The organism is Actinoplanes sp. NPDC051411, assembly GCF_040682075.1.
In the GTDB taxonomy this organism is placed as follows: Bacteria; Actinomycetota; Actinomycetes; order Mycobacteriales; family Micromonosporaceae; genus Actinoplanes.
Genome location: NZ_JBFBAD010000073.1, coordinates 13,724 through 27,371, shown reverse-complemented (window position 1 = coordinate 27,371; position 13,648 = coordinate 13,724). Strand labels below are relative to the sequence as shown.

Annotated in this window: 13 protein-coding genes and 1 pseudogene; 5 read left to right on the top strand and 9 right to left on the bottom strand. The window is 69.4% G+C overall.

Features of this window, described 5'->3' with window-relative positions; all coding sequences use genetic code 11:
* Window positions 1-32: 32 nt before the first annotated feature.
* Window positions 33-356 carry a putative quinol monooxygenase gene (locus AB0M88_RS33345; protein ID WP_364109492.1) on the bottom strand — a complete coding sequence of 108 codons (324 nt, stop codon included), beginning with the start codon at window positions 354-356 and terminating at the stop codon, window positions 33-35.
* A 70-nt stretch (window positions 357-426) separates the two neighbouring features.
* Here AB0M88_RS33345 and AB0M88_RS33340 point away from each other — a divergent pair, with 70 nt between their 5' ends.
* Entirely contained in the window at window positions 427-1,224 is a 798-nt protein-coding gene (locus tag AB0M88_RS33340) for an IclR family transcriptional regulator (RefSeq protein ID WP_364109490.1), read from the top strand.
* On the opposite strand, the gene AB0M88_RS33335 is transcribed toward AB0M88_RS33340, so the two are convergent.
* From AB0M88_RS33335 to AB0M88_RS33320, 4 genes are all read right to left on the bottom strand, one after another.
* A complete protein-coding gene (locus tag AB0M88_RS33335; RefSeq protein WP_364109488.1) occupies window positions 1,221-1,910 on the bottom strand; it encodes an iron-sulfur cluster assembly protein in 690 nt (229 codons plus the stop codon). The two genes, AB0M88_RS33340 and AB0M88_RS33335, sit on opposite strands and share 4 nt — an antisense overlap.
* The gene (locus AB0M88_RS33330; RefSeq protein WP_364109486.1) at window positions 1,907-2,878 is read right to left on the bottom strand and encodes an amidohydrolase family protein; all 972 of its coding nucleotides are present in this window, start codon (window positions 2,876-2,878) and stop codon (window positions 1,907-1,909) included. The genes AB0M88_RS33335 and AB0M88_RS33330 overlap by 4 nt, the downstream gene beginning before the upstream one ends.
* Window positions 2,878-3,876, bottom strand: a complete 999-nt coding sequence (locus AB0M88_RS33325) for an NAD(P)-dependent alcohol dehydrogenase (RefSeq protein ID WP_364109484.1) — start codon at window positions 3,874-3,876, stop codon at window positions 2,878-2,880. The genes AB0M88_RS33330 and AB0M88_RS33325 overlap by 1 nt, the downstream gene beginning before the upstream one ends.
* A gap of 93 nt (window positions 3,877-3,969) precedes the next feature.
* The gene (locus tag AB0M88_RS33320) at window positions 3,970-6,069 is read right to left on the bottom strand and encodes an MMPL family transporter (protein WP_364109541.1); all 2,100 of its coding nucleotides are present in this window, start codon (window positions 6,067-6,069) and stop codon (window positions 3,970-3,972) included.
* 202 nt (window positions 6,070-6,271) lie between these two features.
* On the opposite strand from AB0M88_RS33320, the gene AB0M88_RS33315 reads away from it, so the two are divergent.
* From AB0M88_RS33315 to AB0M88_RS33305, 3 genes are read left to right on the top strand one after another with little or no spacing between them, the layout of a single operon-like run.
* A complete protein-coding gene (locus tag AB0M88_RS33315; RefSeq protein WP_364109482.1) occupies window positions 6,272-6,535 on the top strand; it encodes a hypothetical protein in 264 nt (87 codons plus the stop codon).
* An 11-nt stretch (window positions 6,536-6,546) separates the two neighbouring features.
* Window positions 6,547-7,026 (top strand): SsrA-binding protein SmpB, encoded by a 480-nt coding sequence (gene smpB / locus AB0M88_RS33310; RefSeq protein ID WP_364109480.1) that lies wholly within the window; start codon window positions 6,547-6,549, stop codon window positions 7,024-7,026.
* 14 nt (window positions 7,027-7,040) lie between these two features.
* Window positions 7,041-8,087 (top strand): LLM class flavin-dependent oxidoreductase, encoded by a 1,047-nt coding sequence (locus AB0M88_RS33305; RefSeq protein WP_364109539.1) that lies wholly within the window; start codon window positions 7,041-7,043, stop codon window positions 8,085-8,087.
* A 105-nt stretch (window positions 8,088-8,192) separates the two neighbouring features.
* Here AB0M88_RS33305 and AB0M88_RS33300 read toward each other — a convergent pair.
* From AB0M88_RS33300 to AB0M88_RS33285, 4 genes and pseudogenes are all read right to left on the bottom strand, one after another.
* Window positions 8,193-8,812, bottom strand: a pseudogene (locus tag AB0M88_RS33300) (IS5/IS1182 family transposase); the annotation flags it as partial.
* A gap of 74 nt (window positions 8,813-8,886) precedes the next feature.
* Window positions 8,887-10,011: a substrate-binding domain-containing protein gene (locus AB0M88_RS33295; RefSeq protein ID WP_364109478.1), complete on the bottom strand. Its 1,125-nt coding sequence runs from the start codon at window positions 10,009-10,011 to the stop codon at window positions 8,887-8,889.
* Window positions 10,012-10,210: 199 nt separating this feature from the next.
* Window positions 10,211-10,657, bottom strand: coding sequence for a hypothetical protein (locus tag AB0M88_RS33290; protein WP_364109476.1), 447 nt, complete (start codon window positions 10,655-10,657; stop codon window positions 10,211-10,213).
* Window positions 10,658-10,812: 155 nt separating this feature from the next.
* The gene (locus AB0M88_RS33285; RefSeq protein ID WP_364109474.1) at window positions 10,813-12,240 is read right to left on the bottom strand and encodes an NAD-dependent succinate-semialdehyde dehydrogenase; all 1,428 of its coding nucleotides are present in this window, start codon (window positions 12,238-12,240) and stop codon (window positions 10,813-10,815) included.
* Between the two features lie 50 nt (window positions 12,241-12,290).
* On the opposite strand from AB0M88_RS33285, the gene lhgO reads away from it, so the two are divergent.
* Window positions 12,291-13,475 (top strand): L-2-hydroxyglutarate oxidase, encoded by a 1,185-nt coding sequence (gene lhgO, locus AB0M88_RS33280; RefSeq protein WP_364109472.1) that lies wholly within the window; start codon window positions 12,291-12,293, stop codon window positions 13,473-13,475.
* Window positions 13,476-13,648: the final 173 nt, after the last annotated feature.

The window sequence follows — 13,648 nt, the reverse complement described above, 5'->3', positions numbered from 1 at the left end:
GCACCTTCCGTACGCGTTACCGGCCGTACGCGTTACCGGACCGCCAGCTCGCCCAGCTCGGACCAGTCGTCCTGGTCGACGGTCTGACTGATGATCTTCGGGGTGGCGACCAGGTATTGCGGAAGATCCTGCTGGGCCTGCTTGAAGTGGGCCGAGCCGACGTGGGCGCCGCCCGCCTCACCGTCGCGGAAGGCCTCGACGAGCACGTACACGGTGGGGTCGTCGAGGCTGCGCGACCAGTCGAACCACTTGCAGCCCGCTTCGGCGCGGGTCGCCTCGGTGAACGGGCCGCTGATGCGGGCCCAGTCGTCGGCGTACTCGGGCTTGACCGTGAACTTGGCGGTAATGAAGATCATCTTGGCTCACCTTTCGCGCGATCAGTCAGTGGGCTTCCGTTTCCGACCTTGGCGGACGGAGGGTGGGGTCATGGCCGGCAAGGGAACGGGACTTCTGCAGTCCGTCGAGCGGGCGATGCGGGTCCTCGACCATATCGCCGCCGCTCCCGGCCCGGTGGCGGCGCGGGACGTCGCGAAGGCGCTCGGCCTCACCCTCCCGACGACATATCACCTGCTCACGACCTTGGTTACCGGAGGTTATCTGGTCCATCTGGGCGACCAGCGGGCGTACGCGCTGGGCCACCGCGTGGACGATCTGGCGCGCGGGCTCCGCCGCCAGATCGCCGTGCCGGCCGAGGTGGAACGGGTCGCGGGCGTGCTGCACCAGCAGGCCCGCGCCGCCGCCTACTACGCGGCGCTGCGCGACACCGACATGATCGTCGCGCACGTGGCCGAGTGCCCCGAGCATCCCCGCATCCGCCCCCTCGACGTCGGTTTCCATCAGGCCCCACACGCCACCGCCTTCGGCAAGCTGATGCTCGCCACGCTGGGCCAGGACGACCTGGAGATCGTGCTGGACCACACCGGCACCCCGGCGGTCACCCCGGCCACGGTCACCGACCGGACAATGCTCGACCGCCAGCTCACCCAGGTGCGCGGGACCGGGCTCGCGATCGAGGTCGACGAGTTCCAGGCCGGCCTGACCTGCCTGGCCGCCCCGGTCACCGACGCCGCCGGCCGGTTCGTCGGCGCGGTGGCGATCTCGATGCCGACCGCCCGGCTGCGAGCCGACCGATGGTCGGTCGAGCGGGCGGTACGGCTGGGGGCCGTGCGAGCCACCCGGGCGGTCGCGCTGAACACGGCCGCCCGCAACGGCCGTCTGATCTAGGGCCGGTCCGGGACGACAGTCCGATATCTCGTTTCGAGCAGGCCCCGGCAGAAGCCCGCATTGCCCTCGATGCTGACCCTCACCGTGCGGGCGAACCGCAGCCACCGCGGCAGCCGCCCGGCGTCGAACGGGTCGCCCCGGTCGTCGCAGAAGGCCCACGACGACTCGATGCCGAGCCTTTCCCGGCGCTGCGAGACCGCCGCCGCGTCCGCCGGTGACGACGATGATGCCGCGGCCAACGACAGCGCCGGCAACGACGCGGCCGGCACTCCCGCTGCGAGCAGCGAGCGGGACAGGCGTTCGGAGGCGGCCAGATGTGCCTTCCGCTCGAACGTCGTCCGCAACGACGCCAGCGACGAGTCGACATCGTCCGACGCGAAGGCGTCCGCGAACGACGACGCCGCCGCGACCCCCTCGTTGATCTCGGCCGAGACGAAGTGGTCCAGCAGAACCACCTCGACCGGCCCCGCGCCGGGAACCGCCGCCACGGCGTCACGGGCGTCGGCGACCATGAGCCAGGCGAAGTTCGGGGCGCAGAAATAGGTGGGCAGGCGGAGCTCGACGCGTACTCCGGAAGGGGTTTTGATGGTGATCCGGGAAACGAAACCGAGGTCGGTGAGCGGGCGGTCGAGTTCGGGATCCCGCACCGAGCCCAGGGCCGCCGTCACCGCCGAGAGAAGGGTCACGCCGGAACCTTGATGTCGTAGAGGCCGGCCGCGTTGAGACCGAGGATCTTCCTCTTCGCGTCGGGGGTGAGGACACCGTATTCCCCCTGCATGTCGTCGGGGATCTGGAAGTCGACGAATTTCTCGACCATCCATTTCGGCTGCCAGATCGCATAGTCGCTGCCGAAGAGGATCCGGTCCTCGCCGATCCAGTAGAGAAGTTCGCCGATGATCTGCGCGAAATAGCGCGGCCGGCTGTGCAGGAACGGCATGGCCACCGCGAGTCCGCCGTAGACGTTGGGCTCCTGCGTGGCGATCCAGCAGAAGTCCTCCAGCCGGGGCAGCCCGACGTGCTCGACGATGAAGCGCAGGTCGGGGAAGGCCGTCGCCGCGTCGTCCACGTCGGCCACGTCGAAGGCGTCCCGGTTCATCGGGTAGACCGTCGGGCCCTTGTGCACGTGGATGTTCCGGATGCCCAGGGACAGGCATTTCTCGAGATAGCGGTAGGCCCACGGATCGCTCAGTTTCCAGCCCTTCGAATCCCCCTTCCACTCGGCGGTGTAGAGCTTGACCCCGGGCAGCCGCCACCGCTCGTGCAACCGTTCCAGCTTCTCCAGCCCGGCTTCGCCGTCGCGCGGGTCGAAGCGACCGTTGACGATGAAGAGGCCGGGATTCCGTTCGGCGAGCGAACCGTTCTGCTCGGTCGTGTTGAAGCCGTTCACGAACCAGTCGGTCAGATATGTCGACTGGAGAATGGCCAGGTCGTCATATCCGATCTCGAACAGGTCGTGAATCATCTTCTCCTCGGAGTAGCGCTCGAATTCCGGGAGTGACCACTTGTATTCGTCCGGCGAGAGATTCGAGTGGTAGTCGTGGAAGCACTTGATGAATCCCTCGCCGTAGCGGTTGATCTGATTGGCCGGCGAACCGTCCCAGAAGTGGGTGTGACCGTCGATGATGTAGTAGTCGACACCGTCCTTGCTGTACATCAGGGAACCAGGATTCCGCGTCCCTGCAGGCGTCCGGCTTCGAGGTCGTCCATGGCTTCGTTCACGGCGGCCAGTGGATAGGTTTTGGTGTGCAGCTTCACGCTGCCCTGGGCGGCGAGCGTCATCAGTTCGGCCAGGTCGTTGTACGAGCCGACCAGGTTGCCGATGATGTTGCGCTCGGTCGAGATCAGGTCGATGGTCGGGATGTCGATCGAGCCGCCGTAGCCGATCACGAAGTAGCTGCCGGCCCGCCGCGTGACCGCCAGGCCCTCCTTCTCGGCACCCTGCTCGCCGACGAAGTCGAGCACCACGTGCGCGCTGTCGTGCAGCTCGGAGGTGTCGGCGAACACCTCGTGGGCGCCGAGCGAGGTGGCGAGTTCGCGGGCCCCCGGCGAGGGGTCGACGACGACCACCCGCGTGGCGGTCATGGCGAGCAGGCACTGCACGCCGATGTGGCCGAGGCCGCCCGCACCGATCACCACACAGGTCGTGCCCGGATAGAGCAGAGGCACCGCTTTGCGTACGGCGTGGTAAGCGGTCAAGCCCGCGTCGGCGAGGGCCGCGACCGCCGCCGGCTCCAGCCCGTCGGCCAGCTTGACCACCGCGCGCGCGTTGGTGACCAGGTATTCGGCCATGCCGCCGTCGGTGTCGATGCCGGGGAACTTCGAGTTCTCGCAGTGCACGTCGTCGCCGGCCCGGCACGGCCGGCAGAGCCCGCAGGTGACCAGCGGGTGCAGGATCACCGCGTCGCCCGGCGCCACGTTGGTGACCGCGCTGCCGACCTCGCGGACCCAGCCCGCGTTCTCGTGGCCGATCACGTACGGGAGCTGCACCCCGGACTTGTCGGCCCACTGGCCCTCGACGATGTGCAGGTCGGTGCGGCACAGCCCGGCCGCGCCGACCTGCACCAGGACGTCGAGCGGCCCGGTCAGCCGGGGATCGGGGATCTCGTCGACGGACGGGCGTTTTCCGTAGGAGTGCACGCGTACGGCCTTCATGGCCTGGCTCCCTCGCCGTTGGGGAATCTTTCCCCGACTCTGCGGGGGCGCCAGGCCAGAGGACAGCTTGCGTTCAGATGCTGACAACGCCAGTCATCGGGCGGGCACCGCTTCCGGCGGCGCGGTCACCTCCGCGGACTCTTCCTCGTCGCGCACCCGGGCCAGCCTGCTCGGCCACCACATCGCCCGGCCGATGTCCAGGGTGAGGGCGGTGACCAGCACCGACCGTACGATCAGGGTGTCGAGCAGCACGCCGAACGCGACCGCGAAGCCGATCTCGGCGAACGCGACCAGCGGCAGGCTGCCGAGCGCCGAGAACGTTCCCGCCAGCACGATGCCGGCCGAGGTGATCACGCCGCCGGTCGCCGCCAGGCCGGTGAGCGCGCCCCGCCGGGTGCCGTGCTTCTGCGACTCCTCGCGCACCCGGGTCATCAGGAAGATGTTGTAGTCGATGCCGAGTGCGACCAGGAAGACGAAGACGTAGAGCGGGAACGACGTGTCCTCGCCGCCGAAGTGGAACAGGTGCCGGAAGACCAGCGCGCTCACCCCGAGGGCGGCCGCGAACGACAGCACCACCGTGACCATGAGCAGCAGCGGCGCCACGACGGAGCGCAGCAGCAGGCCGAGGATGACCAGCACGACCAGCAGCACCAACGGGATGACCAGTTGGTTGTCGTGCCGGTTGGCGTCGTTGATGTCGATCGTCATCGCGGTCATGCCGCCGACCCGGGCGTCGGCGCCGGGAATCGCGTGCACCGCCGTACGCACCTGTTTGACCACGGCCTGCGCGGCGTCGCTGTCGGGGGCCGCCTGGAGCGTGCCGTCCAGCTCGACCAGCCCGTTCCTGACCACCGGATCGGCGACCGAGGTGATGCCGGGGGTGCCGGCCAGCGCCTGGCGCACCTGGTCGGCGCTGCCCGCGGCGGCGATGACGGCGACCGGCTGGCCCTGGCCGGCCGGGAAGTGCCGGGCCATCGCCTCCAGTCCGATCTCGGCCGGCTGCTTGGTGGTGAAGGTGTCGCCGGACTTGAGGCCGTTGGCGTTGAGCTGGAGCAACCCGAGCGCCATCGCGCCGAGGACAACCGCGGTGGAGACCCAGACCGTGCGCGGGCGCCGGGCGATCCGGCCGCCGAGCCGGGCCCAGAGGCCGGTCGCGGTCGGCTCGGGGGTGCCGAACTTCGGCCGCACCGGCCAGAAGAGCCAGCGGCCGCAGATGACCAGCAGGGCGGGCAGCAGGGTCATCATGACGAGCAGGCCGACCACGATGCCGAGCGCGGCGACCGGGCCGAGTCCGCTGGTCGAGTTGACCTCGGCCAGGGTCAGGATCGACATGCCGACGGCCACCGTCGCCGCCGAGGCGATGATCGCCGGCCCGGCCCGGTGCAGGGCGAACTGCATGGCCTCGTGCCGGTCCTCGTGCCGGCGCAGTTCTTCCCGGTAGCGGGCGACCAGCAGCAACGCGTAGTCGGTGCCGGCGCCGAAGACGAGGACGGTCAGGATGCCCGCGCTCTGCGCGTTGACCACCAGGCCGGCGTGCTTGGCGAGCAGGTAGATGAGGGACTGCGCGCCGGTCAGCGCGACACCGGCCGACATGATGGGCAGCAGCCAGAGGATCGGGCTGCGATAGGTGATCAGAAGGATCAGCGCCACCACGATGAGCGTGGTGTAGAGCAGGGTGCCGTCGATGCCGTCGAACGCGTTCGCCGAGTCGGCGGCGCTGCCGGCCGGGCCAGTCAGATAGACCCTGAGTCCGGCCGAGCCGGTGCCGGTGATCTTCTTGATCGCGTCGGTGCTGTCGACGATCTTGTCCCAGCCGGCGCTGTCCACCTTGATCGGGACGAGCGTCTCCAGGGCCGCTTTGTCCTTGCTCGGCGCCGGACCGGACACCTGCCCGGCGAGGCCCGGGACGCCGGCGAACGCCTGGGCGTCGGCGGCCGCCTTGGCCTGGTCGGCCGCGGTGATGCCGCCGTCGCGCTCGTAGACGATGAGCGCCGGCGCGATGTCGTCCGGCTGGAACTGCTTCTGCAGCTCGGACACCTTGGTCGCCTCGGCGTTGCCGGGCAGCCAGGCCGAGTTGTCGTTCTTCTCGACGCCGCTCAGCTTGCCGGCCATCGGTGCCGCCACCGCCAGCACGACGATCCACAGTGCCAGCACTATCCATTTGGACCGGCGGCCGCTGACCAGCCGCGCCATCCCACCCGTAGCCATCTTGGTCTCCCCCCGAGACAGTCCATTCGCGCGGAGCGTATTCCGGAGCGTCAAAGCTGCCCAACCCTGAATACCCCGAGCTCAGGGTTATCTCAGGGTCGGTGTCACGCCGTTGTGTCGGGCATGCGAACAATGCGAACCGGAGGTTCGGACAGCGAGGCGAAGATCGACCCGGCATAATCGAACGGTGACCAACTGGGAGTACGCGCGGCTGGACTACCGCGCGGCGGGGACACTCGGCACCGACCGGTTCATGGACTGGACCGCCACCTTCCATCACCCGGGCGGCATCCTGCGCTGGGGAACCGACGAGCGTTTCGACGACCTGCAGCACCTCAACCGGGCCGGGGCCGCCGGCTGGCAGGCGTACGACCGGGCCGTCGTCCACGTCAAGGACGAACCGCATCGTCTGAGCAGCGTCACCTACTCGATGCGCCGCCCGGTGCCCTAGGGTTCTTCAGCGTGGTGAAGGAACAGGGCCGGAAACTCATCGCCTCCAACAAGAAGGCGCGGCACGACTACGCGATCCTCAAGACGTGGGAGGCCGGCCTCGTGCTGGCCGGCACCGAGGTGAAGTCGCTGCGCGAGGGCCGGGCGTCGCTGGTCGACGCGTTCGCCCAGGAGCACGAGGGCGAGATCCTGCTCTACGGTCTGCACATCGCGGAGTACGGCTACGGCAGCTGGACCAACCACGTGCCCCGGCGCACCCGCAAGCTGCTGCTCCACCGGCTGGAGATCGCCAAGATCCTGCACCAGCTCGACGACGGCAAGGGCCTGACCCTGGTGCCACTGTCGATGTATTTCAACAACGGCTGGGCCAAGGTCGAGCTGGGCCTCGCGCGCGGCCTCCGCTCGTACGACAAACGCCAGGTCATGGCCGAGCGTGACGCTCAGAAGGAGATCGCACGGGAGCTCGGCCGGCGGCTGAAAGGCCGCCGGTAGAATTGGCCCCTAGGATCGGTTCTGTGGAATTCGGTCTCGATACGTTCGGCGACGTCACCGTCGGTTCCGACGGCAAAAAGCTTCCGTACGCCCAGGTGATCCGTAACGTCGTGGAGCAGGCCGTGCTGGCCGACCGGCTCGGCGTCGACGCGTTCGGTCTCGGCGAGCACCATCGTGACGACTTCGCGGTCTCGTCGCCCGAGATCGTGCTCGGCGCGATCGCCGCCCGCACCTCGCGGATCCGGCTGGGCACCGCGGTCACGGTCCTCAGCTCGGACGACCCGGTCCGCGTCTTCGAGCGGTTCGCCACCCTCGACGCGGTCTCGAACGGGCGGGCCGAGATCATCCTCGGTCGGGGCTCGTTCACCGAGTCGTTCCCGCTGTTCGGCTTCGACCTCACCGACTACGACAAGCTGTTCAGCGAGAAGGCCGACCTCATGTCGCACCTGCTCACCGAGGGCCCGGTGACGTGGTCGGGCACGGTCCGGCCGCCGCTGACCGACCAGCAGGTCTATCCGAAGACCGAGTCCGGCCACATCCGCACCTGGATCGGCGTCGGCGGCAGCCCCGAATCGGTGGTCCGGGCCGCGCAGTACGGCTTCCCGCTCACCCTGGCGATCATCGGCGGCGAGCCGGCCCGGTTCGCGCCCTACGTCGACCTTTACCGGCGCGCGCTCAAGGAGTTCGACCAGCCGGAAGATCTGCCGGTCGCCGTGCACTGCCCGGGCTTCGTCGCCGAGACCGACGAGGAGGCGATCGACGTGCTCTGGCCGCACGCGCGCAACATGCTCAACCGCATCGGGCGGGAGCGGGGGTGGCCGCCGCTCGCCCACGACCGCTTCGTCAACGACATCAAGGTCGGCGCCTGGCACGCCGGCTCGCCGGAGACCGTCGCCCAGAAGATCGCCGCGACCGTGAAGGCGCTCGGCATCCAGCGTTTCGACCTCAAGTACTCGGCCGGCACACTGCCTCACGAGCGCATGATGACGACCATCGAGCTGTACGCCACGCAGGTCCTCCCCCGGGTGAAGGAGCTCCTGGCCCAGGGCGCCATTGCTTGATGATGGCGACGGGTGGCTTCGAGGCGGTCGGCGAGTCTGTCGTAAACCGCCTACCGCAGACCTCCACCTTCTATCGATCACCGCCACGCCGCACAACGCCGGCCGTTACCTGCCGATCATCGGAGCCTTGATCAGAGCGGCGATGAGCAGTAGCGATGCCGGGTAGAGGGCTGCCGTTTGAACCGGCGTTCCACGACGTTTGTGTGCCGGTGGATCCCGCCGTCGAAGTCCGGCGGTCGCCCGCCCGAGCCGCCTTTCGCCGCCCGGCGGCCAATCTGGTCGGCTCGTTCAGCGCTGGTGTGCGCGATCCCGCGTTCGCGTAGCCCGCGCCGGGTCCAGTCGTGGGCGTAGGCCTTGCGGCGAACAGCATGTCCGGCCTCTCCCGCGGTCGGCCCGGTCTGCCGTCGCGGACCGCGCGATCGCGTCCAGCAGGGCAAACAGCTGCGGGTTGGCGCCGGCCCGGCCTGCGGTAAGCAGCACCGAGAGCGGCCGGCCGCGCCCGCCGACCGCCAAACGGATTGTGGTGCTCAGCCCGCTTCGGGAGCGGCCCAACGCTTCACCGTCCTGCGCAGCCACGGCGATACCGCCGGCAGATCCCCCTTTTTGCCGGCTCCGGCGGCGTGCTGGTGGGCCCGCACGCCGCTGGAGCCCACGCTGATGATCCGTTCGACGGGCTGCCCGTCGTCGAACACCTGGGCTTTGACAAGGATCCGGTCCCACGTCCCACACCCGACACGGCCTGGTCACGCAAAAGCGAGGGCCGGTTCCACCGGCCCTCGCTCTCCAGAAACCTGTTCCGTTACTTGATCAGTTTGTGCTCGCGGCAGACGTCCTGGTAGGCCGGGGTGCAGATCTCCTTGACGGTGGCGAAGCCGTCCTTGATCACGTCGTCGACGTTGTCGATCGTGATCGACTGCGGCGACTCCAGCGTGGTCGGCACGTAGGCGCCCGACTCCGGGTCCTTGGTCTTGTCCTTGGTGAGCGGCTTCTGACCCTTGAAGAGGTCGACGGCCATGTTGGCGGCGGCCTGGGCTTCCGGCTTGATCGGCTTGTAGACCGTCATGCACTGGTCGCCGGTGAGGACCGCCTGCAGGCCGGCGACCGAGGCGTCCTGCCCGGTGACCGGGATCTTGCCGGCGAGGCCCTTCTTCTTCAGCACGCTGATCACCGCGCCGGCCATGCCGTCGTTGGCCGACAGCACGCCGCCGATGTCGGGCCGCTGGCTCAGCATCTGGGCGAAGACGGTGGCGGCGATCTCGGGCTTCCAGTCGGTGACCGACTGGTCCGGGCCCTTGACCAGCGTGCCCTCGTCGTACGCCTTGTTGAGGATCTCGTCGTAGCCGGCCTTGAACAGCGTGGCGTTGTTGTCGGTCGGCGAGCCGTTGACCTCGGCGATGACCGCGTTGTTCTTACCCTTGTCCCGGAGGCACTTGGTCAGCGCGTACGCCTGGTAGTTGCCGACCAGGCCGGCGTCGAAGGTGACGTAGTAGTCGGCGCCGCCGTTGAGCGTCAGCCGGTCATAGTCGATCGTCGGGATCTTCTTGGCGTGGGCGATGTCGAGGGCCGCCTTGCCACTGACCGAGTCGATGCTCGCGATGATCAGCACCTTGACGCCGCTGTCGATCATGTTTTGGGCGATCTTGACGAAGTCGGCCGGGTTGCCCTGGGCGTTCTCGATCTCGACCGGGACGTTGGCGGCCTTGAAGGAAGCCTGCAGGTACTTCGGGTCGGCGGAGCCCCAGCGCTGGGCACTGACCGTGTCGGGGAGGATGACGCCGACCCGGGCCTTGCCGTCACCTTTGCCGACCGTCGTGTTGCTGGTCGTGGCGGCGGTGGTGGTCTGGTCATCGGAACTGTCACACGCAGTCATGGTTGCCGTCGCCAGCAGACCGACCGCCGCGAAGGTCAACAGTCTCTTGCGCATTGGGGAGCAGTCCTTCCGGGTGGATCGCTACCTGTGGGGGGCGCCGACAGGCCGCACTAGTATCGACCAAAGCGCGAGGCACCCGACAAGGGGTACGGCACGAGGAAGAAAAATAGTTCATTTCCCGTCCGTAAGCATCCTCCGACTACGCAACGCGCAGGGGCCGGTCGGCCCACCGCGCGCCGCTTCCGCCTGCCCGCTAATTCACCCGCCGGCAGATCCACCAGCCACAAAAGGCCGCCAGCGCCAGAGATATAGCGGCTAATACCTCCAATTCCCGCCATTGCAGGGTCGAGACCTGATTGTCCGGAATGTACGATCGCCGCTGCGTCAGATGCTGCGAATCAAGCCATCGGGGGCAAGCCGTCCGGTCGGCGTTCGGGCCGCAGGCATTCCGGTCGGTCGGACCGGTGAAGACCTTGCCCGAAGGAGTCAGGCTGTCGTCGCGGATCACCCAGCCCGGCGCCTCCGGGTCCGCGCCGTGGACCTCCATGTCGCCGCCGCTGTGAGTCATCAGGTGATCGACCGCCTCGCCGGGCCGCGCCCGGGTCAGGGTGACCGGCGTGGTCGGCCCGGCCAGGGCCATCGCGGCCAGGGCCATCGCGGCCAGGGCCATCGCGGCCAGGGCCATCGCGGCCAGGGCCACCCCGGGAGCAGCCCGAGCCGCAGCGCGTGCCGCACCTGCTGGATCAGCTGCCGGTAACGGCCGACCAGAGAGGCCCGACCGTCGGCCGGGCCTCCCAGATGCGGAACGTGTGGATTGCGGGTGCGGCTGGCTGCCGCCGCCGTCCTGTCCGATTATTACCAATTTACTGCGATGTACTTCGACTCCAGGTATTCCAGCAGGCCCTCGTGGCCGCCCTCGCGGCCGATGCCGCTCTGCTTGACGCCGCCGAACGGGGCCGCCGGGTCGCTGACCAGGCCCCGGTTGAGGCCGACCATGCCGGCCTCGAGCGCCTCGCCCACCCGCAGGCCGCGGGCGAGGTCGGCGGTGTAGAGGTAGGCCACCAGGCCGAACTCGGTGTCGTTGGCCATGCGCACGGCGTCCGCCTCGTCGGTGAAGGTGACGATCGGGGCGACCGGGCCGAAGATCTCCTCGCGGAGGATGGCCGAGCCCGGCGCGACCCCGGTCAGGACGGTCGGCGGATAGTAGAAGCCCTGGCCGGACGGCCGCGACCCGCCGATCGTCGCCGACGCGCCCTCGTCGAGCGCGCCGCGCACCAGGCCGTCGACCTTAGCGACCGTCTCCTCGTTGACCAGCGGCCCGACCTGGGTCTTCTCCTCGGTGCCGGGGCCGACGACCAGGGCCGACATCCGTTCCGAGAGCCGACGGGAGAATTCGGCGGCCACCGGCTCCTCGACGTAGAACCGGTTGGCCGCGGTGCACGCCTCGCCGCCGTTGCGCATCTTGGCGATCATGGCGCCCTCGATCGCGGCGTCGAGGTCGGCGTCGGCGAAGACCAGGAACGGCGCGTTGCCGCCCAGCTCCATCGACGTGTTGACGACGTTCTCGGCGGCCTGGGCGAGCAGGATGCGGCCCACCTCGGTCGAGCCGGTGAACGAGATCTTGCGGACCCGGGGGTCCTTCAGCATGGCCGAGACGACCTTGCCCGAGCTGCGCGACGGCAGCACGTTGACGACGCCCTCGGGGACGCCGGCCTCGGCCAGGATGCCGGCCATGGCGAGCGCGGTCAGCGGGGTGTCGCTGGCCGGCTTGAGCACCACGGTGCAGCCGGCGGCCAGCGCCGGGCCGATCTTGCGGGTGGCCATCGCGGCCGGGAAGTTCCACGGCGTGACCAGCACGCAGACGCCGACCGGCTGATGGACGACCAGGATGCGGTTGGCCCCCGACGGCGCGTTCTTGACCAGGCCGTCGATCCGCACGGCCTCCTCGGCGAACCAACGGAAGAACTCCGCCGCGTACGCCACCTCACCCTTGGCGTCGACCAGCGCCTTGCCGTTCTCCAGGCTGACCAGTTTGGCCAGCTCGTCGGCCCGCTCGGTCATCAGCTCCCAGGCTTTGCGGAGTACCTCACCGCGTACGCGGGGAGCCGTCGCCGCCCAGGCGGCACCCGCCGCAGCCGCCGCGTCCACCGAGGCGATCGCGTCCGATTCGTCGCCGTCGGCGACCGTCGCGATGACGTCGCCGGTGGCCGGGTCCAGCACGTCGAAACGCTTACCGGAAGAGGCGGGGACCCACTTACCGCCGATGAACAACTCTGTTTCCACAACCGTTCTCCCTACCCCAAGAGCACCCAGGCATCACTAGTCTGGTCCCGATGTCTGCGAATCCGCCACGCTTCGGTGTCGTCGGGGCCGGGATCGTCGGTCTGGCGATCGCCCGCCGCCTGACCGAACTCGGCTATCCGGTCACGGTCCTCGACAAGGAGGACCACGTCGCCGCCCACCAGACCGGGCACAACAGCGGCGTCGTGCACGCCGGGCTCTATTACCAGCCGGGCTCGCTCAAGGCGAGGCTGTGCCGGCGCGGCATGACGCTGCTCGAGGAATACTGCGCCAAGCGCGGCCTGCCCTACGACGCGGTCGGCAAGCTGGTGGTGGCCCGCGACGAGAGCGAGGTGCCCGGCCTCGACGAGATCGAGCGGCGCTCCCGGCTCAACGAGGTCCCCGGCCTCCGCCGGGTGCCGAAAGACGAGATCACCGAGATCGAGCCGCACGCCCGCGGGGTCGCGGCCCTGCACTCGCCGCACACCGCGATCGTCGACTTCGTGGCGGTCGCCAACGCCTACGCCGACGACGTCCGGCAGGCCGGCGGCGAGATCGTCTTCGGTGCCGAGGTCACCGGCCTCCAGGGCGCCCGGGTGACCACCACCGCCGGCGAATTCGGCTTCGACCGGGTCGTCATCTGCGCCGGGCTGCAGTCCGACCGGGTCAGCAAGCTGGCCGGCGACACCCCCGGCCCGGCGATCGTGCCGTTCCGCGGCGAATACTACAAGATCAAACCGGAGCGCACCGACCTCGTCCGCGGCCTGATCTACCCGGTTCCCGACCCGCGCTACCCGTTCCTCGGCGTGCACCTGACACGCCGGGTCGACGGTTCGGTCGAGGTCGGCCCCAACGCGGTGCTTGCGCTCGCCCGCGAGGGCTACACCTGGGGAAACATCGCCGCCGGCGACCTTTGGCAGACCATGATGTGGTCCGGCTTCCGGCGCATGGCGCGCCGCCATTGGCGTACGGGCATCAAAGAGCTCTACGGCAGCGCGTCCAAGCGGGCGTTCGTCGCGGCCGCCCAGTCCTACGTGCCCGAGCTCCAGGTCGCCGACGTCGAACGCGGCGGGGCGGGCGTCCGGGCGCAGGCGGTCGACGCCGACGGCTCCCTGGTCGACGACTTCCGCATCCACCACCGCGGCCCGGTGACCGCGGTCCGCAACGCCCCCTCCCCCGCCGCCACCTCGTCACTGGCGATCGCCGAGCATGTGGTGGGCGAGCTGACCGAGCGCTAGCGCCGCGGGTCACGCCGGCCGACTCGGCGGGCGCGGCGGCCCCAGAAGAAGATCCGCGATCAGGAGCAGGCGCGGGTCGGCCGTTGCCGGCACCGGGCGGCCGGCGCGACGAGGCGTAGGCGATCCTCACCCGCGGCGGCCGCGCCAACCAGCCCGGCGGGATCGGGAAGCCC

Coding starts and splice junctions, on each gene's coding strand:
- AB0M88_RS33345 (WP_364109492.1), bottom strand. CDS start 356: ATGATCTTCATTACCGCCAAGTTCACGGTCAAGCCCGAGTACGCCGAC.
- AB0M88_RS33340 (WP_364109490.1), top strand. CDS start 427: ATGGCCGGCAAGGGAACGGGACTTCTGCAGTCCGTCGAGCGGGCGATG.
- AB0M88_RS33330 (WP_364109486.1), bottom strand. CDS start 2,878: ATGTACAGCAAGGACGGTGTCGACTACTACATCATCGACGGTCACACC.
- AB0M88_RS33325 (WP_364109484.1), bottom strand. CDS start 3,876: ATGAAGGCCGTACGCGTGCACTCCTACGGAAAACGCCCGTCCGTCGAC.
- AB0M88_RS33320 (WP_364109541.1), bottom strand. CDS start 6,069: ATGGCGCGGCTGGTCAGCGGCCGCCGGTCCAAATGGATAGTGCTGGCA.
- AB0M88_RS33295 (WP_364109478.1), bottom strand. CDS start 10,011: ATGCGCAAGAGACTGTTGACCTTCGCGGCGGTCGGTCTGCTGGCGACG.
- lhgO (WP_364109472.1), top strand. CDS start 12,291: ATGTCTGCGAATCCGCCACGCTTCGGTGTCGTCGGGGCCGGGATCGTC.